The 25,017-nt window shown below is 61.4% G+C and carries 24 protein-coding genes; 15 read left to right on the plus strand and 9 right to left on the minus strand.

Going from position 1 to position 25,017, the window contains the following annotated elements; all coding sequences use genetic code 11:
• Positions 1 to 40 precede the first annotated feature (40 nt).
• Both ACMGF9_RS17005 and ACMGF9_RS17010 read right to left on the minus strand, forming a co-directional pair.
• Positions 41 to 967, minus strand: coding sequence for an alpha/beta fold hydrolase (locus ACMGF9_RS17005; RefSeq protein WP_226882943.1), 927 nt, complete (start codon positions 965 to 967; stop codon positions 41 to 43).
• A gap of 116 nt (positions 968 to 1,083) precedes the next feature.
• Positions 1,084 to 1,488, minus strand: a complete 405-nt coding sequence (locus ACMGF9_RS17010) for a VOC family protein (RefSeq protein ID WP_015377047.1) — start codon at positions 1,486 to 1,488, stop codon at positions 1,084 to 1,086.
• Positions 1,489 to 1,564: 76 nt separating this feature from the next.
• Here ACMGF9_RS17010 and ACMGF9_RS17015 point away from each other — a divergent pair, with 76 nt between their 5' ends.
• Positions 1,565 to 2,020, plus strand: a complete 456-nt coding sequence (locus ACMGF9_RS17015) for a GNAT family N-acetyltransferase (protein ID WP_015377046.1) — start codon at positions 1,565 to 1,567, stop codon at positions 2,018 to 2,020.
• A 34-nt stretch (positions 2,021 to 2,054) separates the two neighbouring features.
• On the opposite strand, the gene pbpG is transcribed toward ACMGF9_RS17015, so the two are convergent.
• The 3 genes from pbpG to ACMGF9_RS17030 form a co-directional block, all read right to left on the minus strand.
• Complete coding sequence (pbpG, locus tag ACMGF9_RS17020) at positions 2,055 to 2,984, minus strand: D-alanyl-D-alanine endopeptidase (protein WP_031299718.1); 930 nt, start codon at positions 2,982 to 2,984, stop codon at positions 2,055 to 2,057.
• Positions 2,985 to 3,135: 151 nt separating this feature from the next.
• Positions 3,136 to 4,239, minus strand: coding sequence for an adenosylhomocysteinase (locus ACMGF9_RS17025; protein ID WP_414160332.1), 1,104 nt, complete (start codon positions 4,237 to 4,239; stop codon positions 3,136 to 3,138).
• 45 nt (positions 4,240 to 4,284) lie between these two features.
• Positions 4,285 to 5,229, minus strand: a complete 945-nt coding sequence (locus ACMGF9_RS17030) for a GlxA family transcriptional regulator (protein ID WP_015377043.1) — start codon at positions 5,227 to 5,229, stop codon at positions 4,285 to 4,287.
• 91 nt (positions 5,230 to 5,320) lie between these two features.
• On the opposite strand from ACMGF9_RS17030, the gene ACMGF9_RS17035 reads away from it, so the two are divergent.
• Both ACMGF9_RS17035 and ACMGF9_RS17040 read left to right on the plus strand, forming a co-directional pair.
• On the plus strand, positions 5,321 to 5,998 hold the full coding sequence (locus tag ACMGF9_RS17035; RefSeq protein ID WP_021503986.1) for a DJ-1/PfpI family protein: 678 nt from the start codon (positions 5,321 to 5,323) through the stop codon (positions 5,996 to 5,998).
• A 50-nt stretch (positions 5,999 to 6,048) separates the two neighbouring features.
• Entirely contained in the window at positions 6,049 to 6,612 is a 564-nt protein-coding gene (locus tag ACMGF9_RS17040; protein ID WP_004939690.1) for a DedA family protein, read from the plus strand.
• Positions 6,613 to 6,628: 16 nt separating this feature from the next.
• Here ACMGF9_RS17040 and ACMGF9_RS17045 read toward each other — a convergent pair whose 3' ends face one another.
• Positions 6,629 to 7,522, minus strand: a complete 894-nt coding sequence (locus tag ACMGF9_RS17045) for a LysR family transcriptional regulator (protein WP_118892339.1) — start codon at positions 7,520 to 7,522, stop codon at positions 6,629 to 6,631.
• Between the two features lie 112 nt (positions 7,523 to 7,634).
• Here ACMGF9_RS17045 and ACMGF9_RS17050 point away from each other — a divergent pair, with 112 nt between their 5' ends.
• Entirely contained in the window at positions 7,635 to 8,072 is a 438-nt protein-coding gene (locus ACMGF9_RS17050; RefSeq protein WP_004939694.1) for a PACE efflux transporter, read from the plus strand.
• Between the two features lie 431 nt (positions 8,073 to 8,503).
• Entirely contained in the window at positions 8,504 to 9,970 is a 1,467-nt protein-coding gene (gene ansP, locus ACMGF9_RS17055; RefSeq protein WP_118892340.1) for an L-asparagine permease, read from the plus strand.
• A gap of 38 nt (positions 9,971 to 10,008) precedes the next feature.
• Here the strand turns inward: ansP and ACMGF9_RS17060 are convergent, their stop codons facing one another.
• A complete protein-coding gene (locus ACMGF9_RS17060) occupies positions 10,009 to 10,788 on the minus strand; it encodes a 2OG-Fe(II) oxygenase (protein ID WP_118892341.1) in 780 nt (259 codons plus the stop codon).
• Between the two features lie 117 nt (positions 10,789 to 10,905).
• Between ACMGF9_RS17060 and ACMGF9_RS17065 the strand changes: the two genes are divergently transcribed.
• Positions 10,906 to 11,802 carry a LysR substrate-binding domain-containing protein gene (locus ACMGF9_RS17065; protein WP_118892342.1) on the plus strand — a complete coding sequence of 299 codons (897 nt, stop codon included), beginning with the start codon at positions 10,906 to 10,908 and terminating at the stop codon, positions 11,800 to 11,802.
• Here ACMGF9_RS17065 and ACMGF9_RS17070 read toward each other — a convergent pair.
• Positions 11,787 to 12,539, minus strand: coding sequence for an SDR family NAD(P)-dependent oxidoreductase (locus tag ACMGF9_RS17070; RefSeq protein ID WP_004939703.1), 753 nt, complete (start codon positions 12,537 to 12,539; stop codon positions 11,787 to 11,789). The genes ACMGF9_RS17065 and ACMGF9_RS17070 overlap by 16 nt on opposite strands.
• Positions 12,540 to 12,843: 304 nt before the next feature.
• On the opposite strand from ACMGF9_RS17070, the gene pyk reads away from it, so the two are divergent.
• Genes pyk through ACMGF9_RS17085 form a run of 3 tightly spaced genes read left to right on the plus strand, consistent with a single transcriptional unit; the run spans position 12,844 to position 15,951 of the window.
• Positions 12,844 to 14,277 (plus strand): pyruvate kinase, encoded by a 1,434-nt coding sequence (gene pyk / locus ACMGF9_RS17075; RefSeq protein ID WP_075684760.1) that lies wholly within the window; start codon positions 12,844 to 12,846, stop codon positions 14,275 to 14,277.
• Positions 14,277 to 15,011 (plus strand): TSUP family transporter, encoded by a 735-nt coding sequence (locus ACMGF9_RS17080; protein ID WP_015377037.1) that lies wholly within the window; start codon positions 14,277 to 14,279, stop codon positions 15,009 to 15,011. Before pyk ends, ACMGF9_RS17080 begins: the two co-directional genes overlap by 1 nt.
• A 7-nt stretch (positions 15,012 to 15,018) precedes the next feature.
• Positions 15,019 to 15,951, plus strand: coding sequence for an AEC family transporter (locus ACMGF9_RS17085; protein ID WP_015377036.1), 933 nt, complete (start codon positions 15,019 to 15,021; stop codon positions 15,949 to 15,951).
• On the opposite strand, the gene ACMGF9_RS17090 is transcribed toward ACMGF9_RS17085, so the two are convergent.
• A complete protein-coding gene (locus tag ACMGF9_RS17090; protein ID WP_021503991.1) occupies positions 15,911 to 16,531 on the minus strand; it encodes an HD domain-containing protein in 621 nt (206 codons plus the stop codon). The genes ACMGF9_RS17085 and ACMGF9_RS17090 overlap by 41 nt on opposite strands.
• A 158-nt stretch (positions 16,532 to 16,689) precedes the next feature.
• Between ACMGF9_RS17090 and ACMGF9_RS17095 the strand changes: the two genes are divergently transcribed.
• The 6 genes from ACMGF9_RS17095 to ACMGF9_RS17120 all read left to right on the plus strand — a co-directional run bounded on the left by ACMGF9_RS17095 (position 16,690) and on the right by ACMGF9_RS17120 (position 25,008).
• The gene (locus ACMGF9_RS17095) at positions 16,690 to 17,454 is read left to right on the plus strand and encodes an arylamine N-acetyltransferase family protein (protein ID WP_015377034.1); all 765 of its coding nucleotides are present in this window, start codon (positions 16,690 to 16,692) and stop codon (positions 17,452 to 17,454) included.
• Between the two features lie 820 nt (positions 17,455 to 18,274).
• Positions 18,275 to 18,904: a response regulator transcription factor gene (locus ACMGF9_RS17100; protein WP_015377033.1), complete on the plus strand. Its 630-nt coding sequence runs from the start codon at positions 18,275 to 18,277 to the stop codon at positions 18,902 to 18,904.
• Positions 18,904 to 20,445 carry an MASE1 domain-containing protein gene (locus ACMGF9_RS17105; protein WP_414160333.1) on the plus strand — a complete coding sequence of 514 codons (1,542 nt, stop codon included), beginning with the start codon at positions 18,904 to 18,906 and terminating at the stop codon, positions 20,443 to 20,445. The genes ACMGF9_RS17100 and ACMGF9_RS17105 overlap by 1 nt, the downstream gene beginning before the upstream one ends.
• Before the next feature lie 66 nt (positions 20,446 to 20,511).
• A complete protein-coding gene (uhpC, locus tag ACMGF9_RS17110; RefSeq protein WP_254925156.1) occupies positions 20,512 to 21,834 on the plus strand; it encodes an MFS transporter family glucose-6-phosphate receptor UhpC in 1,323 nt (440 codons plus the stop codon).
• The gene (locus tag ACMGF9_RS17115) at positions 21,831 to 22,862 is read left to right on the plus strand and encodes an ABC transporter substrate-binding protein (RefSeq protein WP_015377030.1); all 1,032 of its coding nucleotides are present in this window, start codon (positions 21,831 to 21,833) and stop codon (positions 22,860 to 22,862) included. Before uhpC ends, ACMGF9_RS17115 begins: the two co-directional genes overlap by 4 nt.
• Before the next feature lie 67 nt (positions 22,863 to 22,929).
• Entirely contained in the window at positions 22,930 to 25,008 is a 2,079-nt protein-coding gene (locus ACMGF9_RS17120; RefSeq protein ID WP_033633862.1) for an ABC transporter permease, read from the plus strand.
• Positions 25,009 to 25,017: the final 9 nt, after the last annotated feature.

Raw genomic sequence — 25,017 nt, forward strand, 5'->3', positions numbered from 1 at the left:
AAAAGGATATGGGAGGATCTCGGAAAACGCCGGGTGGACGTTAAAACCTCTCGCCTGACAGCCTCTCATCGGATCCGATAGCGAACGCGCGCGAGATATGTTGAAGGACAAGGCGATGGGCATCAAAGACGCACGATAAATGCGTACTCCCCTCAAGCAAACCCAATGCCACATGCACGCTGCCATGCTGTTCAACGAAACGCTGCATCGCCTGCGCATTGAACAACTCGTCCTGCGCGGCCGCCAGCAGCAAAGTCGGTAATCGCAGCGCCGCCAGTTGCTTGGCCGGGGCGCGAGGCGTCAACGCGTTAGCCATATTGACACTGTATTGGCAGACAAAATCGGGGGAGGCGGCCAGCACGGCCGGGGGAAAATTCAGGCTGACCGCCCGAGATTGCCCGAACCATCGCCCACCGCTAAGCGCATTGGCCACAAAAGGCCATTGACGCACCTGGGCAAAACGAGCCGCCGCCAGATCGCGGGCTATGCCGGAAAATGGCCCCAGCTCCGGCGCCAGCAGGATCAGGCTGTCCGCCTGCTGCTCGCCAGGATAGCGGGTCAGGTAGTTGAGCAACATCCCGGCGCCGCTCGAATGGCCCAGCAGGTGCCTGCGCGCCAACGGAAACCGGCGGCGCATTTCCGCCAGGATGACATCGACATCGCGCCAAATACGCTCAGGCCGCTCAACCGTCCCCCGCTCTCCCGTGGAATCGCCATGTCCGCGAATATCGACCAGGCACACCGCGAGCGTTGGCTCGGCCGCCAACTGGCGCGCAAGAACGTCATACCCGGCGGCGCTGTTAACCCCGCCGCCGTGATACACCACCATCACGTCTTCATTCGCGGCAGTTTGCCGATACAGGCGATAGCTCAATCCCTCAACGCGACCGGACGACATCTCCACATGCCCGCCCGGCCACTCGCCGTAAGACTTCGCTTGCTCAACATAGCGGTCAAAATCAATCAAAGCGCACCTTTCCATGAATGTTGTCGGTATTGCCCACGGCAGAACTCCCTGCCACCACGGGGGTAAGCATATGAAACAACCGCAGGCGCTACCATCCCTTTTGCACGCCCTTGGCGTCAGGGCAGATCGCCCGCCGGCACATTGAGCTGCCAGGAGAGGCCGAAACGATCGTTCAGCCAACCGAACCGGGCGCTGAAGCCGTAGTCATCGAGCGGCATCAGCACCTTGCCGCCTTCCGCCAGCCGGTGGAACGCCCGCTCCAACGCTTCTTCGTTAGGCAGGTTGATGAACAGCGACACCGCCGGGGTGAAGCTGAAGTCATGGCTGATCGGGCTGTCGATGAACACCAGGTTCTGCCGGTCGAAATCGATGGACGCATGCTTGATCAACCGCCGGCCGTCCGGCGTCGGATCGTAATGCTGCACCTGCATGAGCCGAAAACGCTCGAACACCTGGCTGTAAAGGTCGATCGCCCGCTGCGCCTCTCCCTGGAACATGACAAAGGTCGAAACCTGACTCATAACATCCCCTCCGACAATCGTTGTGGTATTAATGGAGGATAGCGGATTACCGTTGAAGCGGCGGAAAGGAGCAATCATGAGCATCATTCATCGCCTGGCGCAGCCGGACGATCTCAACGGCCTGTTAGCCTTGTATCGCGAGCTGCGCCCGCAGGACGCGCCGCTGCGCGCCGACGACGCGCGCCGTGCCCTGCAACGCCTGCTGGACGATCCGGCGATCCGCCTGGTGGTGGCGGCGGACGAGGAACAGCCGATCGCCACCTGCATGCTGGCGCTGATCCCGGGGCTGGCGCATCAGGCGCAGCCGTTCGGCGTCATCGAGCACGTGGTGACGGCGGAGCCCTATCGCGGCCACGGCGTGGCGCTCGCGATGGTCGAATACGCGCTGCAGCTGGCCTGGCGCAAGGGCTGTTACAAGGTGATGCTGCTGTCGGGACAGCAACGCACCGGCGCGCACCAGCTTTATCTCAAAGCGGGTTTCGACGGCGATCGCGAGCGGGGATTTGTCATCAGGCGGCCCGAGGGCCGATAGCGGCCTGCAGCAAAAGAGCAGGCCGCCAGGCGGGTTATTCGCTGTCGTTCTTCGCCAGACGGGCGTCTTTTTGGCGGCGATAGTCACGCGCGGCGGCCGGGATCGGCGTCACCTTGCCGGTTTCAATCCAACTGCGCAGACGGTTGGCGTCGGCGAAATGGGTGTATTTGCCGAAGGCGTCCAGCACCACCAGCGACACCGAGCGGTTACCGATCACGGTGCGCATCGCCAGGCAGTGCCCCGCCTGGTTGGTGAAACCGGTCTTGGTCAGCTGAATGTTCCATTTCGGGTTGTACACCAGGTGATTGGTGTTGCGGAACGGCAGCGTGTAGTTCGGATCCTTGAAGCTGGCCATGCGCTCGGTGGTGGTGCTGAGCTGGCCGATCAACGGATATTGCTTGGTGGCGATCAGCAGTTTGGTCAGATCGCGCGCCGTCGACACGTTATGAATAGAGAGCCCGGTCGGTTCCACGTAATGGGTGTTGGTCATACCCAGCGCCCTGGCCTTGGCGTTCATCGCTTTGATGAAGGCGTTGTAGCCCCCCGGATAGTGGTGCGCCAGGCTGGCGGCCGCGCGGTTTTCCGACGACATCAGCGCCAGCAGCAGCATATCTTTGCGGCTGATTTCACTGTTCAGCCGCACCCGTGAATACACCCCTTTCATCTCCGGCGTCTGGTGGATGTCCACCGACAGCATCTCGTCGAGCGGCAGGTGCGCGTCCAACGTGACCATGGCGGTCATCAGCTTGGTAATCGAGGCGATCGGCACCACTTCATCCGGGTTGCGCGCGTACATCACCTTATGGGTTTGCATATCGACGACCATCGCGCTGCCGGAGGCCAGCTCAGGCTGGGTGGCGTGCAGGGCGGCAGCGTTGCCGCTGGCCAGCGCGCGCGGCGCAAAGCCTGCGCCCGCCTGCAAAGCGAGCAGGGTCAGAACCAAAACACGTATTTTCACAGGCATTACTCTGAAATGGGGGCTTGAACTCAGCGAATTATATGTGAGGGTTCAGCGCTTGGCACTGGGATTATAGGGCGGATTTGTGACAAATTCTGTCGGCCGAAAATCGGCACAGCCCGCGGGCGCTCTGGGATGAACGCCCGCGTAGAAAAAGTTACAGCGCCGGCTGCCAGGCCGACTGCGGCAACAGGTACAACCCCGGCGTTTGCCGCGCCCCTGCACCGACGATATGGCCGATGCCGGCCGCCATCACCGCCAGCGTGACGTCGAAGGCGTTGAGGCTGTCGCCGTAGCCGGCGGTCAGGTTGAACATCGAACCGTTGGCCAGCAAATAGACCGTCTTCTCATTGAGTTGGTAAGCGTTCACATAAGGCATCGGCTCGTGGTGCGGCAGGCCTTTGAGGAAGCCGACGTCGATCTCTTCCGCCACGTGGCCGACGTTGAGGATAAACACGCCGTACTGCGCCTGCTGCAGATGCTGCGCCGAGAGCACGTTTTTCGCGCCGGTCGCGGTGGCGATCACGTCCGCCTGCGCGACCCCGCTCGCCAGATCCACCACCTGCCAGCCGTCATAACGCGCCTGCAGCGCACGCGCCGGATCGATTTCCGCCACCATCACCTGGCCGCCGTAGGCCCTGGCCGCGGCCGCCGTCCCCTGCCCGACCAGGCCGTAGCCAATCACCAGCACGCGCTTTTCATGCAGCGTCAAATGGGTGGTCTGGAAGAAGGTGTGCCAGGCGGTCAGCCCAACCATATGCCGATTGTGCAGCCCTTCTTTCACCGGCAGATCGTCCCAGTTGAAGATCGGGTAGCGCGGCGCCACGCCGTTTAACCGATTGATGCCCGATCCGGTGGCCTCCAGCCCGGCGACGATCTGCGGGCCGTTCGGCGATTGGTGCAAACGGGTGGTCAAATCCGCTCCCATTTCGCACAGGTGGGTCGGCTGCCAGGCCAACGCGCGATCGAAAGATTCCGACCATTCGCCGGCGCTCATGTCACGCCAGGCATAGGCCTGCGCGCCCCGCCGTTCCAGCCAGGCCACCACGTCGTCCTGCACCGTAGTGGGATTGCAGGTGGTCAGAAAGATCGCCGCGCCCTTGTCCAGCAGGCCGGCCACCAGCGGCGCCATTTTCAGATCCAGGTGCATATTGCACGCCAGCCGCACCCCGTGCAGGTCCGGCAACGCCGCCACCGCCGCCCGGGTGCGCGGCATATGACGCATCGCCCAGCTCAATTCACTGTCAAAATCCTGATACATCCGTTGCTCCTCTGGTGTGCCCCGCCGCCAGGCGTGGCAAAAAAGTTATCCCGCGCGGCCGAGCCGGCGGATCGCCTGCGGCGACAGGCCAAATACGCGGATAAACGCCCGCCTCATGCGTTCCGGATCGCTGAACCCCACCGAGCGGGCGATCGCTTCCAGCGGCTCGGCGCTCTCTTCGATGCGCACCCTGGCCGCCTCTACCCGCAATTGCTCGACCACCTTGGCCGGCGTCTGCCCGGTTTCAGCGCGGAACAGCCGGCCGAATTGCCGCTCGCTCAGGCAGGCGGCGTCGGCCAGATCCGCCACCGACAGCGGCTGGTGCAAATGTTCACGCGCGTACGACAGCGCGGCGCGCATGCGATCCGACGACGGGTTCAACGCCAGCAGCAGCGAGTACTGCGACTGCCCGCCGGGGCGGCGGTGATAGACCACCAGCTGCCGCGCCACGGCCGCCGCCAGGGTGGCGCCCAGATCGTCCTCGATCAGCGCCAGCGCCAGATCGATGCCGGCGCTGATGCCCGCCGAGGTCCAGATATCGCCGTCGCGGATGAAAATGCGGTTGCTGTCGACGCGGATACGCGGATAACTCTGCTGCAACCGCGCCGCATGATACCAGTGAGTGGTGGCGCGTTTGCCGTCCAGCAGCCCGCAGGCCGCCAGAATAAACGCCCCGGTGCATACGCTGGCGATACGCCGCGCTCGTCGGCTTTGGTTGGCCAGGAACGCCACCAGCGCCGGTGACTGCGCCGCCATCACGTTGCCGCTGCCGCCGGCCACTACCAACGTATCGAAACGCTCGTCGCCGCACGGCTGCGTGGCGATTTCCACCCCGGCCGAGCTGGCGACCATACCGCCCTGCGGCGAGATCGCCACGCAGCGGTAGGCCGGCGGGTCAGTGAACTGGTTGACGTTATCGAACGCCGCCAGCGGGCCGGCAAAGTCCAGCAGGTTGAAACCGGGAAAAACCACAAAACCGATCGTTTTCATGATGGCGCTTTTTGAGGGTTATCTGTCATATCAGCCAAATGCAGGGCGGCTATTATGGCTCAGGTCCAACGATAAAAATGAGGCGAATGTCATGTCTGAACCACTCGTGATTGTATTTCCCATCTATCAAGGCGTCACCCAGCTCGATTTCACTGGCCCACTGCAGTTTCTGCGCCGCATGCCGGGCGCGGAAATCATCGTCGCTTCAGTAGACGGCGCGGATGTCGAGTCGGAAGGCTTGCACTTCACCCAGCTGCGCCCGCTGCCGGAGATCGCACGCTGCGATGTGCTGTGCGTGCCGGGCGGCAGCGGCTGCACCCAGGCGCTGCAGGATAAAGCATTCATGCAGCAAATCCGGCGGCTGGGCGCCGATGCCCGCTATCTGACTTCGGTATGCACCGGTTCGCTGATCCTGGCCGCCGCCGGCCTGCTGCCGGGCAAACGCGCCGCCTGCCACTGGTCGATGCGCGACAGCCTGAAGCTGTTCGGCGCCATACCCAGCGCTGCACGCGTAGAGCGCGACGGCAACGTGATCAGCGGCGGCGGCGTTACCGCCGGCATCGATTTCGCGCTGGCGCTGATCGCCGAACTGCACGGCGAAGACACTGCCCAAACGATCCAACTCTATCTGGAATACGCCCCGGCCCCGCCGTTCACGGGCGGCACGCCGGAACTGGCCCCGCCGCACATTTACGCCAGGGTACAGGCACAAATGGCGGAAAGTCTGGCGCAGCGCAGAGCGTTGGTGGCCCAGATCGCCCAAGGCTAGCGATCGGGCGTATACTTGCCCTTATGCGTCAGTCACATAAGGAGTAAGGAATGACCGATTTGGCCCACTACATTACGGACTATGGCTACTGGGCGTTGTTTATCGGCTGCCTGGCTGAGGGGGAAACCATCACGCTGCTGGGCGGCATCGCCGCCCATGAAGGGCTGTTGCACTGGCCGTGGGTGATCGCAGTAGTGGCGCTCGGCGGCATGATGGGAGACCAACTGTTGTACTTCGCCGGCCGCCGGTTCGAAGGCAAAGTCATCTCGCGGCTCAAGGGGCAGGAAAAGCGCATCGCGCGCGCCAGAAGGCTGATCGCCCGCCACCCGATGCTGTTCGTTATCGGGGTGCGCTTTATGTACGGTTTCCGCATCATCGGCCCGGTGCTGATCGGCGCCAGCCGCCTGCCGCCGTCGCGCTTCGTGCCGCTGAACATCCTCGGCGCCATTTTATGGGCGACGATCTTCGTCATGCTCGGCTATTTTGGCGGCCAGGCGATCGAACGCTTCGTTACCGGCTTCGACAAAAAGCTCTCCAGCCTGCTGTTTGTCGCGCTGGCGATCGCCGCTATCCTGCTGGTGCGTTTCTGGTGGCGTAAACGCCACCCGGAGTAAGCAAACGCAGCGGGCGTCAGCTTTCCTGCGGCGCCGCGCGCATCAGCGCGACCAGTTCGCGCGCCGCTTTGTCCAACGGGCGATTCTTAAGCCAGATCAAATGCATCGGCAAGCGCAGCTCGTTCTTGGTGTTTTTGAACTTCAGCCGCACCAACCGCCCCTGCGCCAGCAGCGGCTCGGCCAACGACAGCGGAAAATTGCCCCACCCCAGACCCGCTTCCACCATGTTCAGCGCCATCGGCAGGCTGTCGGTGCGCCAGTAAGCCTCCGCCACCTGCGGACGCAGATCGCCGATCGGCAGATCGCGGCTGGCCACCATGATCTGCCGCACGTTGACCAGATCCTCGAGAAACAGCTCGCCCGCCGCACCGTCCAGCGCCGGGTGCTGCGGTGACAGCATCGCCACCAGCGACTCCGCGCCGACGAAGTGGAACTGTTCCGCGCTGTTGACGTTCAGCCCGCCGAACGCCAGACAAACGCCGATGCGCCCCTCGTGCAGCATGTGCAACACGTCGTCCTGCGGCGCGCTGAGCACTTCGATGTTCAGCAGCGGATAACGCTGCGACAGCGTTTTCACCGCCGCCAGCAGGCCGGCGCCGTTGATATCCGACGCCACGCCGATCGAAAGCCGACTCTCCAGCCCCTGGGACAGTTCGATGGCGTGCACCTGCAACTGCTTGAGCTGCCCGGCGATCAGGCGGGCGTGCGGCGCCAGAGCCAGCGCCAGCGCAGTCGGCGTCGGTTCACGGTGAGAACGGTCGAACAAGGTAAAACCGAGCTCCGCCTCCATGTTGGCGATGGCCATGCTGACGGCGGAGGGCACGCGCCGCAGCGCGCGGGCGGCGGCGGAAAACGAGCCGCGATCGAGCACCGCCAAAAACAGTTCGATATTGTCGCTGGAAAAATTCATTGTTTTATCTGTCAGTAAAACTGACAGCTCCTGACTTTTTCTATCAATGTAATTGACGTTATCTTAGCCGCCGTCGCCACAGAGGCAACTAAAAACAGATCGGGAGAAAACGATGCAAGGCGTCAAACGCAAACTGGTGTATGTCACCGCTTATGAAATCATCGGCATGGCGATCTCGGCGCTGGGGTTGGCGCTGCTGTCGGGTCATGCGCCGAGCAGCACCGGGCCGCTGGCGGTGGTGATCACCACCATCGCGGTCAGCTGGAACTTTATTTACAACTATTTATTCGAGTGGTGGGAAAGCCGCCAGGTGTCGCGCACCCGCACGCTCAAACGCCGCATTTTGCACGCCGTCGGCTTTCAGCTGACGCTGGTGGTGTATCTGATCCCGCTGATCGCCTGGTGGATGGGCATCACGCTGTGGCAGGCGCTGCTGCTGGATATGGCGCTGATCGTCATCATTCCTTGCTACACCTTCCTGTTTAACTGGGCGTTCGACAAGCTGTTCGGCCTGCCCGCATCGGCCCTGCCGGCCGGTGAATCGGCCTAAGACTCGTTACGCCCCCACCGACCCGTTGCTTATCCCATTTTCTGCGCGGGTCGCCATTTCCTTCCTCTTATTTCTCGTCGCGAAATATAAGAACAACACCCTGTAATTTGCACGGTAATTATTATTTTGTGATTTTAATCACTTTTTATTCTTCGATATTTCCGTCTTGATAAAACATCACATCTTTTTGAATAATATATCCTTTTATATTTGGATTAAAAAATAAACACACTTGTTCACGTTTTATGCACAGTATTTTTTGCCACCATTACGGAGAAAAGGTAGCATGCTTCGCCGTTATTTTAATGATGGCTGTATACACAATAAACAGCGGAATGATGCCACGACCTCATTCTCATGACGATTGGTCATAGCAATCGTTTGCTCTCGGTAAGAGCAGGGTTAACATAGACAGGTAAACAGGACGGATAATGCACTCACAAAAACAGTCGGCGGATGACAAACACGCCGCCAGAAGACGCTGGCTAGACTCTCATGAATCCGGTTATCACAAAAGCATGGGCAACCGGCAAATCCAAATGATCGCCATCGGCGGCTCCATCGGCACCGGCTTGTTCCTCGGGACCGGGGGCCGTCTTGAGTTGGCCGGGCCGGCGCTGGCGCTGGTCTATCTGGTGTGCGGGATCTTCTCTTTCTTCATCCTGCGCGCGCTGGGCGAACTGGTGCTGCATCGCCCTTCCAGCGGCAGCTTCGTTTCTTACGCCCGCGAATTCCTCGGCGAAAAAGCCTCTTACGTCGCCGGCTGGATGTATTTCCTCAACTGGGCAATGACCGGCATCGTCGACATCACCGCCGTGGCGCTGTACATGCACTACTGGGGCACCTTCGCCGACGTGCCGCAATGGCTGTTCGCCCTCGGCGCGCTCGGTATCGTCGCCACCATGAATATGATCGGCGTGAAGTGGTTCGCCGAGATGGAGTTCTGGTTCGCGCTGATCAAGGTCGCCGCCATCGCGCTGTTCCTGATTGTCGGCGTCGTCTTCCTAGGCACCGGCACCCCGGTCGCCGGCCACACCACCGGCATGCACCTGATCACCGAAAACGGCGGCATGTTCCCGCACGGCCTGTTGCCTGCTCTGGTACTGGTGCAAGGGGTGATCTTCGCCTTCGCCGGCATCGAGCTTATCGGCACCGCCGCCGGCGAGTGTAAAGATCCGGCCAAAATGATGCCTAAAGCGATCAATAGCGTGATCTGGCGTATCGGCCTGTTCTACGTCGGCTCCGTGGTGCTGCTGGTGCTGCTGCTGCCGTGGAACGCCTATCAGGCCGGCCAAAGCCCGTTCGTCACCTTCTTCAGCAAGCTGGGCGTGCCTTACATCGGCACCATCATGAACATCGTGGTGTTGACCGCCGCGCTGTCCAGCCTCAACTCCGGCCTCTACTCCACCGGCCGCATCCTGCGTTCACTGGCGATGGGCGGCTCCGCGCCGAAGCTGATGGCCAAAATGAGCAGCCAGCAGGTGCCTTACGCCGGCATCCTGGTCACCTGCGGCATCTATGTGATCGGCGTGGTGCTCAACTACCTGGTGCCGGCGCAGGTGTTCGAGATCGTGCTGAACATCGCCTCGCTGGGCATCATCGCCTCCTGGGCGTTTATCATCGTTTGCCAGATGCGCCTGCGTAAAGCCGTGCGCGAAGGCCGCGCGCAGCCGGTGTCGTTCAGAATGCCGGGCGCGCCGTTCACCTCCTGGCTGACGCTGGCGTTCCTGCTGGTCGTGGTGGTGATGATGGCCTTCGACTACCCGAACGGCACCTGGACCATCGCCACCATTCCGGTGTTGGCGGTGCTGCTGACGCTGGGCTGGTTCGGCCTGCGCAAACGCGCGCAGGAAGTGAAGCTGGAACAGCAGGCTCACGAAGAACAGAGCCAACGCTGAATCGACAAACCGCCCTCCGGGGCGGTTTTTTTTATCCGCTATAACCGCCCGTAGAACGTCATTCTGGCGCTTTCCGACAGCATCACGTCCGGCTGCGCATTGTAGGCCAACACCACCAGCATGCGCGTGGTGTCGCCTTCGGTCGGCGTCACCCGGTGCATGGCGTTGCGCCCGCGAAACAGCACCAAATCCCCCTCCTCCATCGCCAGCTGTTTGACCGCCCGCTCGCCGTCGAGCACCTGCGTGACCCCGGCATAGTTCATCTCGCCGCGATCGGCGTCGCGCAGGTTCTCCACGTATTCGAAGCGCCCGCCCGCCTGCGGTTTCTGGATCAGCAGCGTGATGGCGAACGAGGAGTTGTCAAAATGCCAGCCCAGCTCCTGACCGGTATGGGCGTAATGCAGATTGATCGACGACAGCCGATCGGCGTAGGGGTAGAGCTGCGCCTCGCCCAGCACCGCACACAGGAACGCGCGAAACGCCGGGGCATCGTACAGCGCGCGCAACGGCGACTGCGGCGGAATATCCTCGTCGGTAATGCACCCCTTGGACGACACCACCAGCCGGTTGCGCGCGTGATCGGCCGGCAGCGCGTCGTCCTGCGGCCGTAGATACACGTTGTGTTTGCTGGTGGCGTAAAACGCCGCATGGTGCTGTTCAGCGCCCTCCAGCCGCACCGTCGCCAGCGCGGCTTCACGCAGAAATCCCGGCAGCACCAGCGCGCCGGCGCGCGCCAGCGTTTGTCGGCAGCGGGCGCGGAACGCGGCGTCATCGATGGGATGGGCGGACAGATCGATAATATCGGCAAGTGGCGGCATGACGTTCCCCTCGTGTGCGAAAGCCGGATGCCTCTCACTGTAGCGAATGCCGCATTGCCGCCATAACAAAAATACGTTATGGATAAGCTAACGAATTCTTAGCGATAAGCCCTGCTCATGCACTCACCGTCCCGTGCGCGCTTGCCCAAGCTGAGCGCCATTCTGGCGTTCGAAACCGCCGCTCGCACCGGCAGCCTGGCCCGCGCAGCGGATGCGCTGGCGCTGACCGCCGCCGCCGTCAGCCAGCAGATCCGCCAGCTCGAACAACATCTGGGCATCACATTGTTCATTCGCGCCAAAAGCGGCGTCACGCTGACCGAACAGGGCGCGGACTACCTGGCCTATGTTCAGGAGGCGTTTGAAACGCTGCGCGTGGCGCAGCAACACGTCGAACGCCAGCGCGGCAAACAGGCGCTGACGGTGTTCGCCCTGCCGGCGCTGGCGTCTAAATGGCTGAATCCGGCGCTGGGCGACTGGCTGGCGCAGTGCCCCGACGGCGATCTACGGCTGCACGCGACCCATGCGGCGGTCGATTTCGCCCATTCGGCGGCGGATTTCGCCCTGTGCTTCGGCGATCAGGATTACCCGCTGCTGGAAAAGGTGCAGCTGTTTCAGGATCGGGTGCAGCCGGTATGCAGCCCGGCGCTGCGCGATCGCGGCGACTGGACGCAGCTGCCGCTGATCCACGTCGACTGGGGCAAGGAGAGCCAGTTTCTGCCGGGCTGGCACGAGTGGTTCACCGCCGCCGATCGGTCGCCGCCGCCGCGGCGCGGGCTGACCTATAACCTGACCTCGCTGGCCATCGACGCCGCCGTGCAAGGGCGCGGGGTGCTGCTCGGCCAGCGGCGGCTGATCGCCGGTGAACTGGCGGAAAGCCGGCTGGTCACCCTGGCCGAACCGGCGCTGCCGCTCAGCAAACCCTACTACGTGGTTTACCCGCCGCGCACGCTGGAAAAACCCGGCGCAGCGGCGTTTCTCCGCTGGCTGCAGGCGCTGGCTCAGCACGCGGTATAACCGCCGTCGATGCTGTAAAATGCACCGGTGGTGAAACTGCTGTCGTCCGAAAGCAGGAAAGCCACCGTTTTCGCCACTTCTTCCCGCGTCGCCATTCTCCCCATCGGGTGCGAAGCGGCCATCTGCGCCCGCGCCGACGCCGGCAGTTCCCCCATCGCCGGCGTATCTACATAACCCGGCCCGACGGCGTTGACGCGCACGCCGCGCGTAGCGAATTCCAGCGCCGCCGAGCGCGTCAGGCCCAGCACGCCATGCTTGGCGGCGGTATAGGGCGCAATCCCGGCAATGCCCACCACGCCGTTGGCGGAAGAGAGGTTCACCACTGCCCCGCCGCCGCCGGCGACGATCGCCGGCAGGCCGTACTTCATGCCGAAAAACGTGCCGCTCAGGCAGGTGGCGATCACCTCATGCCAATCTTCGACCGCGTACCGATCGATATCCACCTCGTGCGGGCCGGTGATCCCGGCGTTGTTGACCAGCAGATGCAGCGCGCCGCAGCGCCGCACGATCTCTTCAATACCCTGTTGCACCGACTGCGCGTCGCGCACGTCCATTCGCAACGTCATCAACCGCCGGCCGTCGGGATCGAGCCGCGCGGCGGCGGCGGTGAGAGGCGCTGTGTGGCGGCCGGTCATCACCACCGTGGCTCCGCGCCGAAACAGCTCGGCGGCGATCGCTTCGCCAATGCCGGTGGACGCGCCGGTCACCAGCGCCACCCGATGTTTGAAATCTTGCATAGCCGTTCTCCTGCAACGTTGAACTCAGGGGGACAGGCTAGCGCCGGCAAGTGACAGTTTGCGGCAGCAGTGATGCCCAACACGGCGAGGAATAAAAGGAATAATGCTTATCAATATTTTATCTATACGATGGAAGTAAATTGTATAACCATTTTATTTTCATCATTAAATGTATAATGCGCACCCGCTCTGATGCCAAAACTCATTATAACTTTTTATATATTAGTTAGATTAAACCCCTATTTTCCCCGCTGTCACAAAACTGTCATAGATAAATGCATCTTAACTTTTCGGAGCATTTATCATGGCAAAGACTCGCATTATCGCTACCATCGGCCCCGCCTCTCGCCATATCAACACGTTGGCAGCGCTGGAAAAAGCCGGCATGTCCGTCGCCCGATTGAACGGTTCGCACAACACGCTCGACTGGCATGCGGAAACCATCGCCCTGCTGCGTAAAACGTTGCCGGATACGCCGGTGCTGTTGGACATTCCCGGTAGAAAAATCCGCACATTGCAACTGAAACACGAACCCTCATTCACTAAAGGGCAAACGCTGATCCTCACGACCGATACCTCACATAACGGGGAGGAAAAAGTCCCGGTGGGGTACGGCCGGTTGCATGAACGGCTGACGGTGGGTGATAAGGTTTTCGCCGATGATGGCACCCTCTCGTTCCAGGTCGTTGACATCGTCGATCGGGACATCTACCTGCAGGCCGACATGGACGGCCAACTGAAAAGCCGCAAAGGCATCAATGTGCCTGGCATCGATCTCGGGCAGGCGCTGATAACGGAGAAAGATCGCGACATGATCGCCTTCGCCAAAGCGCATCAAGTGGACTACATCGGCATAAGCTTCGTCGAAAGCGCGGCACACATCAACGCGATCAGAACGCTGATCGGAGGCGATACGCCCCGCATCGTGGCGAAAGTGGAAAACAGCGGCGGCATAGAGCATCTGGAGGAAGTCATCGCCGCCGCCGACGTTATCATGATCGATCGCGGCGATCTGGCGGTGGAAACCTCGATCGACCGCGTTTCTCTCTACCAAAAACAGATCCTCCGAGCCGCCTCCCATGCGGGCAAACCCACCATCGTAGCGACGGAATTGCTGCACAGCATGATAGAGAACCCACTGCCAACCAAAGCGGAGGTCAGCGACATCACCAACGCGGTGCTGGATGGCGCCGCGGCGGTGATGCTCTCCGGTGAAACCGCCGTAGGCCGCTATCCTCTGGAGGCCGTTGCCCGTATCGCCAGCGTAGCCCATCAGGCGGAACAGCATTTAGCGCATGCGCCCCACTCATCCCCCCCTGCGCAGGTTGACGATATTCGACAGGCTGTCGGCGCCCTTATCCGCGCCTTGCCGATCTCCCGGGTGGTGGTGTTTTCTCGCACAGGTTACAGCGTGCGCATCGCCGCCATGGCCAACATCGGCATCCCGATCGTCGCATTCGGCAACGATGCGGCGACGGTGCGCAGCTGGAATATGCTGCCAGGCATCACCGGCCTGACATTGCCTCGGATCGATCTGACACAGCCGGAAACCGAGCGTTTGGCTCTGAATGTCCTGTCAGACAATGGATTGATAAATCGGCACGATGTTTTGCTGCTGGTCAGCGCCCAGCAAGACAATCAGCATATCAGCGGGAATATCTTGCGCACGCTCAGCGCCGATGCCTACCTGCAATCTGACGCGGCGCGGGAACCCTACCGGAAAGAAGAGGTGGCCTGATGGATAATCATGCGTTGTTCTATCTGGTGATTGCGCTATTTGCCGTGATCCAATCGGTTTTCGGCATGGGCATCTTGGTATTCGGTACACCGACGCTATTAATGCTGGGCGTTGATTTCTCCTCCGTACTTGGGCTGCTGCTGCCGTCGTCGGTGCTGATCTCTCTGACGCAGACGCTTGGCGCCCGACGAATTGCTTTTCCCGCTCGCGAAAAGGTCAATATGCTGATTTGCGCCATTTTCGTCATTCTGGCGCTGAGCCTGGTCTTGCATTCGACGGTGAAGATGAATGTCGATCTGCTGGTGGGCGCCATCCTGCTGTTTTCCGCCTTGATGCGCTTTCGTCTGTCACTGCAGGAAACCGTGAAGCGTTATCTCGGCAAACATCAGCGCGCTTATATCGCAGTCATGGGCCTGATACATGGCGTCACCAACATGGGTGGCGCCTTGCTGGCACTCTACGCTACCGCCAGCCATCGCGAGAAACTGGAGATAAGAACCACCGTCTCCCGTTATTACCTGATGTTCGGTTTAATCCAATTGGCCACGCTGGCCTGCATTAAATGGCAAGCCCTGAACCTCGACGGTTTCGCCGCGGCACCGCTGGCTCTGCTGGTGTATCTGGTCGTCGGCAATCTGCTGTTCAAGAGAACCAGCGCTCCCGTTTATGAAAAAATGGTAACCGGCTTTATTGCCTTCTATGGCGTGGCCGTTCTCACTAAAGGCTATTTATAGGCTCCCCATGACGACGACTCTCTTTTCTCTGATCCCGGTGATATTTTTAATCGCCATGGGATTCACTCTGCGGCACAAAAACCTGATCGATCGGGCTTTCTGGCTGCCCTGCGAGAAGCTGAACTACTTTTATCTCTTCCCGGCGCTGATGTTTATTCAGGTCGGCAAAGCCGACCTGAGCCAGTTTCCGGTACGGCCGATCGCCCTGTCGGTCCTGGGCGCCGTGTTGATCGGCGCCTTGTCGTTGTACCTCTGGCGAATCTGGCTAAAACAGCCCGGGCCGGTTTTCTCTTCCGTCATACAGGGCGCTCTGCGCCCCAATACCTACATCGGGGTTGCCGCAGCGGCGGCGACTTTCGGCCACACCGGCCTGACGGTGACCTCAATCAGCATCGCCGTCGCCATCCCGCTGTTGAACGTGGCCTCGATTGTCATACTGATGCATTACGGCCAGGGCTCCCGCCCCGGCGGCAGACAGATCGCCAAAGCGCTGGGGAAAAACCCAGTGATCCTTTCGGTCTTGGCCGGTCTGGCCTTCAATGCCAGCGGCTGGTCGCTCGGCACGGCGCTGGAGAACATTCTCACCATTCTCGGCGGCGCCTCTCTGCCGTTGGGGTTGCTGGCGGTCGGCGCGGGGCTGGATATCAAAGCGGCGCGTACGGCACAGGGCCCCGTACTGCAATCGACCTTCGTCAAGTTACTGCTGGTACCGCTGTTGACGCTGGGAATCGGCATCACCCTGGGCATCTCCGGCCCGGTGCTGGCGACTATCGTCCTGTTTAACGCCTTACCCTGTACACCTTCCGCCTACATCATGGCGAAACTGCTGGGCGGCGATCATCGCTTGTCGGCCGGTATCATCACGATCCAAACGTTGCTGGCGGCGGTCACCATTCCTGTTATTTTGCTGCTGACCCAGTTTTCAGCTCATCCAGCTTAAGATGGGCCTCATACTTCCGCCACAACGCGTCGAACCAGCCGTCGTCTCCATGACGATCGTTGATGCGCTCGATCGCTTCCGCACACTGTCGGCGGGCCAAGGCCAACAGGCCGGCCTCGCCCGCCGATAAAACAGCCAATAAGCGCGCCATTTCCACCAGATAGTGACGGGCAAAGGAGACATCGTAATCGGTAATGTTTTTGCTGTTGTCAATCAAGTCGCACAGTTTGATGGTCTGCGCTTCCGCACAGGCCTGCGCGCTGTGCTGCAGATTGGCATTTTTACGGTGCAGACGCTCACCGCCGTAGCTGCGAGGCTGCACGTCGGTCAACATTTCCACATAACGCTCGACCGTCGGACCGAATTCTCGCCGGATATCCGCCAGGGTCACCGCCGTATCTTCTACCGTATCATGCAGCCAGGCAGCGGCGACCATTTCTGGCGTCGGCTCAGCCCGCTGCAGCAAATCCACCACCGCCGCGGGGTGCACGATATACGGCTCTCCGGTGAACTTGCGCCGCTGATTGCAGGCATGGTGAGCGTCATTGGCAAATCGCTGCGCTTTCAAGGTTAAATCCATACTTTCTCCTTATCCATATCGATTCAGTGTAACGGCAGCCATGCTGACATCTGAGTCGATTTGGTTATGAGTTATGCCAACAACGCAGCACGTAATGCGCTCACAAACGCCGCAAAGCCCGCTATTTTATGCCTACTTTTTCTCATGCGAGACACCCTGTGGATACCCAACGCTACCTGCAGCATATCGGCTTTGCCGGCACCGCCCGCCCTGACCTCCCCACGTTGCAACAGCTGCACCATCGCCACATGCTGAGCGTACCGTTCGAGAACCTGAGCATTATTTATCATCAGGGCATTCAGCTGGCGCCGGAGGCGCTGTTCAGCAAGGTGGTCGAGCGTAACCGCGGCGGTTTCTGTTATGAGCTGAACACGCTGTTCGCCCTGCTGTTGCGGGAGATCGGTTTCAAGGTGAGCTTCATCTCCGGCGAGATCCGCACGCGCGACGGCCATTTCGGCCCGCCCTACGACCATCTGGCGCTGCGGGTGGATCTGGCGGGGCAGGCCTGGCTGGTGGATGTCGGTTTCGGCGATTCCTTCCTGACGCCGCTGAAGATCGTCGTCGCCGAGCCGCAACCGCAGGCCAGCGGCACCTTCCACCTGGAGCGGGAAGGCGAGTATTACCTGCTGGAGCGCCGCAACGGCGACCAACGCTCGCATGCCAAAACGCTGTATCGCTTTACCGTTCAGCCGCGCGAGTTGCACGAGTTCGACGAGATGTGCCGATTCCACAGCACCTCGCCGCAGTCGCACTTCACCCAGCGCCTGGTGTGTTCACGGCCGACGGACCACGGCCGGGTGACCCTCAGCGACATGAAGCTGATCGTGACCGAAGATCACCAGCGCCACGAAACGACGTTGCATTCGGAAGAGGAACGGCGCGCCGTACTGTGGCAGCATTTCGCCATCGATGTGGATCGTTAACGCCGCCAGCGGCGTAATGCTGATCAGTTAGCGTTTTTCTGAACGTATTTGTGCAGTTTTCGGTCGATAAAGGTGAGATGCGCCATGAGGCTCATACGCCTCGACCGAGCCAGGGGCCGAAGGCGCGGCCCCTGGCAACCCGCGCCTTTGCCCTATCAGACGGTTGGCTTTGCCAACGTCCCTCTCTCCGCCATACCGCATTGAGGCCGGTTGCGACAGGCGTCCCTGCCTGTCTCACCTGAAACCGCCGTCCATGGAGGTTTCGCCTAATACGCTATGCCTGCGTTCGGCGTCTTCAAGGGCATCCAATACCGCGCTCATCTCCGATTCCTCTTCTCTGCCATGACCTCATAAAGGGCGGGAGCTGCTAGCACGGGGTTGACCTTTGGCGCGCATCACCGGCTGCCGAGCAAGACAGCATTGTCAGGGGCAACCGGCCAGGGAAGGCCGGTTGAGGCGAGACTAACAGGGACGTTTGTCGCAGCCGACCCGCCCGACAATGCAGACGCTGCGAGGGTATCCGCGCAGCGGACAGACGGTGTTAAGCGAAGGCGCGGGTGGAGGGGCCGCGCCTTCGGCCCCTCCAATTGCCGTTCATTGTGGTAACAGAAAAATTCAGGGTATTTACGGCAATTCATCCTGCACATCACGTAAAGATACTGGATAAAAAATACCAGTCAGGCTTAAGTAACCAGCATTACACCGGCGGCGCCCTTTTATTACGATTCTGTTACACCGATTGCATAACCGCGCTTGGCTGATTGCCAGCACCGCGGCGGCAGGCATCATAGGGCCATGATTCGGCAACAGAGTGCGAAAAATGATCCGTGTGATACTGGTGGATGACCATGTGGTGGTGCGCTCCGGCTTTGCGCAATTGCTCAGCCTCGAGGACGATCTCGACGTGGTGGGGCAATACAGCAGCGCGGCGGCGGCCTGGCCGGCATTGCTGCGCGACGACGTCAGCGTCGCGGTGATGGACATCGCCATGCCGGATGAAAACGGCCTGAGCCTGTTGAAACGCCTGCGGGCGCAGAAGCCGCAGTTTCGCGCGATCATCCTCAGTATCTATGACTCCCCGACCTTCGTGCAGAGCGCGCTGGATGCCGGCGCCAGCGGCTATCTGACCAAACGCTGCGGGCCGGAAGAATTGGTGCAGGCGGTGCGCTCCGTCGATATGGGCGGCCATTACCTGTGCGCCGACGCGCTGCGGGCGCTGCGCGGCGGCGAGCAGCCGGCCACGGCGCTGGAAGCGTTGACCCCGCGCGAGCGCGAGATCTTCGATCTGCTGGTCAAAGGCGACAGCGTAAAGGAGATCGCTTTCAAGCTCGATCTCAGCCACAAAACGGTGCACGTGCATCGCGCCAACGTCCTGGGCAAGCTGCAGTGCAGCAGCACCATTGAACTGGTGCATTTCGCCCTCGACCATCAGCTGCTGGCGGGGCATTGATGTCGCCCCGCTTCCGGCCCTGGGTTATCTCGCTGTTTATCCTGTTGGCCTGGGGCAGCGGCTGGCTGATGCTGTGGACGCTCGGTTTCTACCTGACCCACAACGGCAATCAGGCGGCGCTGTTTCTGCCTCACGGCGTCTATCTCGCGCTGCTGATCCTGCTGGCGCGCCGCTATTGGCCCGCCCTGATAATACCGCCGGAGCTGCTGCTGTTCTGGCTGCACGGCGAACGCCTGCTGAGCGGCTACAGCCTGCTGGCCGCGCCGTTCATCACCCTGCTCCCGGCCGCGCTCGCACAGCGATTCTGGCGCCGTTTTCCACTCTACTGGCAGCGGCTGACGCTGCTGCTGGCCGCAGTGACCGCCGCCTCGCTGCTCAATACCGCCCTGCTTGCGCCTTTCGCGCACAGCCCGGCGATGCTGCTCGGCCTGGCGTCATTTACCGGCGGCGTCTTGCTGACCCCGTTCGTCTACCTGATTTTTGAATTTCTGCGCCAGCAGCACCGCTACCATCTGCTGGGGCTGGACACCAGCAACCCGCCGCTGCGCGCGTCCTTAATCATCTGGTGCAGCCTGTTTTTCGTTATCGGCATCGGCACCCAGATGGTGCTGTCGCCGGAAATCGAACGCCTGCTGCTGATCGTGGTGTTTTTGCCGAACGTGGTGATGGCGTGGAAGTTCGGCTGGCAGGGCGGTGTGCTGTCCGGCCTGCTCGGCAGCATGATGATCACCCTCGCGCGGCAGGTCGGCGTGGGGTTCGGCAATCTGGTCGAGCTGGAAATCTTTCTGGCGACGCAGGCGCTGCTTGGCATCGGTCTGGGCATCGCCATCAGCCGTCAGCAGCACCTGGCGCAAAACCTGCACCACTATCGCCGACGGCTGGAAGAAGAGCTGGCGGCGCGGCGGGCGTTGACCGAAAAACTGATCCACACCGAAGAAGACACGCGAAAGAACCTGGCGCGCGAGCTGCACGATGAAATCGGCCAGAACATCACCGCGATTCAAATTCAGTCGCAGCTGGTCAAGCGGGCGCGCGATCCGGCGCAAACCCAGGCCGCCGCGAACCAGATAGCCGATCTCGCCCGGCGCATACATCACTCCACGCGCCAGCTGCTGCGCCAGCTGCGCCCGCCCGCGCTGGACGAGCTGGCGTTCAAAGACGCGCTTCACCACCTGCTGAATGAATTCGCCTTCAGCGAACGGGGCATCCGTTGCCGTTTCGACTACCGGCTCATCGACACGCCCGCCGGCGAGACGGTGCGCTTCACCCTCTACCGGCTGCTGCAAGAGCTGCTCAACAACGTGTGCAAACACGCCGAAGCCAGCGAAGTCGCCATCGTTTTGTATCAACAGGGGGCACTTTTGCACCTCGAGGTGCGGGACAACGGCATCGGCATCCGGGCGGACAAGGCGCCCGGCCTCGGCATTCAGGGAATGCGCGAACGGGTCAGCGCGCTCGGCGGCGAACTGACGCTGGACACGCAGCGCGGCACGCGGGTAATTGTTAACCTGCCCACAAATTTGCAACAAACCGCCGACTAACTAGGAAAAAGTCTTAGCCAGTCCGGACTTTCTCTCATCCCCTTTCCCTTTCACCTTCTTATAGTCATCACCAGGGAGGCGGCTATGCAGACACGCTCGGCATCTGAAATCGATCATCGTTACCGCGCGCTGCGCCCGCGACTGTTGCTGTACATGGTCATCGGCTACGCCGCCTTTTACCTGACGCGCAAAAGCGTGAATTACGTGCTGCCGGCGCTGCAAATGGATTTGGGGCTGGATAAAGGGGACATCGGCCTGCTCGGCTCGCTGTTTTATCTGAGCTACGGCCTGTCGAAATTCAGCGCCGGATTGTGGCACGACGGCCACGGGCAGCGCAGGTTTATGGGGATCGGCCTGTTCGCCACCGGCGTGCTGAACGTGGCGTTCGCCTTCGGTGAATCGCTGACGCTGCTGTTGGCGGTTTGGGCGCTGAACGGCTTCTTTCAGGGCTGGGGCTGGCCGCCCTGCGCGCGGCTGCTGACCCACTGGTATTCGCGCAACGAGCGCGGCTTCTGGTGGGGCTGCTGGAATATGTCGATCAACCTCGGCGGCGCGATCGTGCCGCTGATCAGCGCCTTCGCCGCCCAGCGCTGGGGCTGGCAGGCGGCGATGTTGATCCCGGGGGCCGTCAGCATGGTGTTGGGCCTCTGGCTCACGCGGCGGCTGACAGGCACGCCGCAGGAAGAAGGCCTGCCGTCGGTCGGCCGGTGGCGCCACGATCCGCTGGAGCTGCGCCAGGAACAGCAAAGCCCGCCAATGGGGCTGTGGCGGATGTTGCGCACCACGATGCTGAAGAACCCGATGATCTGGCTGCTGGGCGTCTCTTACGTGCTGGTCTACCTGATCCGCATCGCGTTGAACGACTGGGGCAATCTGTGGTTGACGGAAAGCCACGGCGTCAACCTGCTCAGCGCCAACGCGACGGTGATGCTGTTCGAGATAGGCGGCCTGCTCGGCGCGCTGTTCGCCGGCTGGGGATCGGATGTGCTGTTCGGCGGGCAGCGCGCGCCGATGATTTTGCTGTTCACGCTCGGGCTGATGGTTTCCGTCGCCGCGCTGTGGCTGGCGCCGGTGCATCACTACGCGCTGCTGGCGGGCTGTTTCTTTACGGTGGGCTTTTTTGTCTTCGGCCCACAGATGTTGATTGGCCTCGCCGCCGTGGAATGCGGGCACAAAGGCGCCGCGGGCTCCATCACCGGCTTTCTCGGCCTGTTCGCCTACCTGGGGGCGGCGCTGGCGGGCTGGCCGCTGTCGCGGGTCATCGAAGGCTACGGCTGGTCGGGCATGTTCAGTTTGCTGTCCATCGCCGCCGTTCTTATGGGTTTATTGCTGATGCCGCTGCTGATGGCGAGCGTTACCACCTCTACCGAGAGAAGGATAAAACAATGAAAAAAACGTGGGTCACTACCCTGATAGCGTCCGGCATCGCGCTGGCGACGCTGAGCGGCGCCGCGCACGCCAAGGGCCGCCTGGTGGTCTACTGCAGCGCCACCAATGAAATGTGCGAAGCGGAAACCAAAGCCTTCGGCGAGAAATATGACGTGAAAACCTCGTTCATCCGCAACGGCTCCGGCAGCACGCTGGCGAAAGTGGACGCCGAGAAGAAGAACCCGCAGGCGGACGTCTGGTACGGCGGCACGCTCGATCCGCAATCCCAGGCCGGTGAAATGGGGCTGCTGCAGCCGTACAAATCGCCGAACCTCGAACAGGTGATGACGCAATTCCGCGATCCGGCCAAGCTGAAAGGCAACTACTCCTCGGCGGTCTACGTCGGCATTCTCGGTTTCGGCGTCAACACCCAGCGCCTGAAAGAGAAAAACCTGCCGGTGCCAAAATGCTGGAAAGACCTGACCAAGCCGGAATACAAGGGCGAGATTCAAATCGCCGATCCGCAAAGCTCCGGCACCGCCTACACCGCGCTGGCGACCTTTGCCCAGCTGTGGGGAGACGATCAGGCGTTCGATTACCTCAAGCAGCTGAACGCCAACGTTTCGCAGTACACCAAGTCCGGCATTGCCCCGGCGCGCAACGCCGCCCGCGGTGAAACGGCGATCGGCATCGGTTTCCTGCATGACTACTCGCTCGAAAAGGAACAGGGCGCGCCGCTGGAGCTGATCTCGCCTTGCGAAGGCACCGGCTATGAAATCGGCGGCGTCAGCATCCTCAAAGGCGCGCGCAACCTCGACAACGCCAAGCTGTTCGTGGATTGGGTGCTGTCGAAAGAGGCGCAGGAGCTGGCGTGGAAGCAAGGCAAATCCTATCAGATCCTGACCAATACCACCGCCGACACCTCGCCGAACTCGCTGAAGCTCGACGACCTGAAGCTGATCAACTACGACATGGACAAGTACGGCTCGACCGAGGTCCGCAAGGCGCTGATCAACAAATGGGTCAGCGAAGTCAAGATGGGTAAATAAGCCCACATTCTGCGCCTGTTGCCGGGTAAGCCTCACGGTTTGCCCGGCCTGAACATCCGGGAAACTTATGTCACATACACATGCACTCCATCTCGTGAAAAAACGAGATGCGATATTCCTTTGGGTTTTGCTCGGCTGGCTGGCGTTCGCCCTGCTGCCGAGCTGGAGCCTGGATTACGGCCTGCTGGAGTCCACCGGCGAAGAGATCCTCGCGGCCTACGGCTGGTCAAATCGCAATATCAGCTGGCTTTGGTGCCTGCTGCCGAGCCTGCTGCTGCTGCGCCCTTACGCTGCGGCGGGCGGTGAACGGCGGCGGCGCCACGCGTTCGACGCCGGCTGGGCGCTGCTGTGCATGGCCTTTATCGTCGTCAGCGCCACGCTGGCGGGGCGCGGTTTAGGCTACGCCACCCTGGTGCAGTTGACCGCGCTGGGCGCCATCATGACGTTGGCGCTGACCCGCCTCGACTGGCTGGGCGGCGACCGTTTCGTTATCGGCGCGCTGGTCACCATCGTGGCGCTGATCGGCGTCTTCATCGTCTGGCCGAGCATCGCGATTTTCATTCCGATGTTCACCGACCAGACGGGCGCTTTCGCGCCGCTGGCGTTTATGAATGTGCTGTCGCAGGCGCACATCGTCCAGGTGATCCTCAACTCCATCGCCCTGTCGATCGCGGTAGGCGCCGGCTGCACCTTCTTCGGCCTGGTGCTAGCGATTTACACCACCCGCATCGCCAGGCGCAGCGCCATTATCGGCCGCATCTTCTCCATCCTGCCCATCGTCACGCCGCCGTTCGTCGTCGGCCTGGGCGTCACGCTGATGATGGGGCGCTCCGGCTACGTGACCGAGTGGATGGTGGCCTGGTTCGGCCTGACCAACACCAACTGGCTGTACGGCTTTACCGGCATCTGGCTGGCGCAGGTGCTGGCGTTCACCCCGATGGCGTTCATGATCCTCGACGGCGCGATCAAGACCATTCATCCTTCGCTGGAAGAGGCCTCCTACACCCTGCGCGCCAGCCGTTGGCAAACCTTTAACGGCGTGTTCGTGCCGCTGCTGAAACCGGCGCTGGCCAACGCGTTTCTGATCGTGGTGGTGCAATCACTGGCCGACTTCAGCAACCCGCTGGTGCTCGGCGGCAACTTCGACGTGCTGGCGACGCAAATCTATTTCTACATTACCGGTTCACAGCTCGATTATCAGGCCGCCAGCACCCTCGGCGCCTTCCTGCTGCTGTTCTCGCTGTTGGTGTTCTGCATCCAGTATATGTGGATCGGCAAGCGTTCCTACGTCACAGTGTCCGGCAAATCCTATCGCGGCGACGTACAGCCGCTGCCGGTCACGCTGGTATGGAGCGTGATCGCGCTGCTGGCGGTGTGGGTAGCCTTTAACGCCCTGCTTTACGGCAGCATTTTCTACGGCAGCTTCACCGTCAACTGGGGGGTGGATTACACGCTGACGCTGGATAACTTCATCAAGCTGTTCGGCCAGGGCATGAGCGACGGCGCGTGGCCTTCGCTGCTCGATACGCTGCTGTACGCCGGGATCGCCGCGCCGATCACCGCCGCGTTCGGCCTGCTGATCGCCTGGATCGTGGTGCGCCAGCAGTTCAAGGGCAAAAAGACCATCGAGTTCACCACCATGCTGTGCTTTGCGGTGCCGGGCACCGTGGCGGGCGTCTCTTACATTCTCGCCTTTAACGGCGCGCCGGTGTACCTCACCGGCACGGCCGCCATCGTGATTATCTCGATGGTGATGCGCAACGTGCCGGTGGGCATTCGCGCCGGGATCGCCGGGCTGGGCCAGATAGACAAATCGCTGGACGAAGCCTCGCTCAGCCTGCGCGCCGGCTCGCTGCGCACCATCACGCACATCCTGCTGCCGCTGCTGCGCCCGGCGATCCTGTCGGCGCTGATCTACAGCTTCGTGCGCGCCATCACCACCGTCAGCGCCATCGTCTTCCTGGTGACGCCCGATACCCGCGTGGCCACCGCCTACATCCTCAACCGCGTGGAAGACGGCGAATACGGCGTGGCGATCGCCTACGGTTCAATTCTGATCGTGGTGATGCTGGCGATTATTTTCCTCTTTGACTGGCTGATCGGCGAGGCACGCATCTCCCGTTCAAAAGCCAAAAACCAGGCGTAATGGAGCCCA

The sequence above is a fragment of the Serratia sp. BNK-23 genome (genome assembly GCF_047456145.1).
Lineage (GTDB): Bacteria > Pseudomonadota > Gammaproteobacteria > Enterobacterales > Enterobacteriaceae > Serratia > Serratia nematodiphila.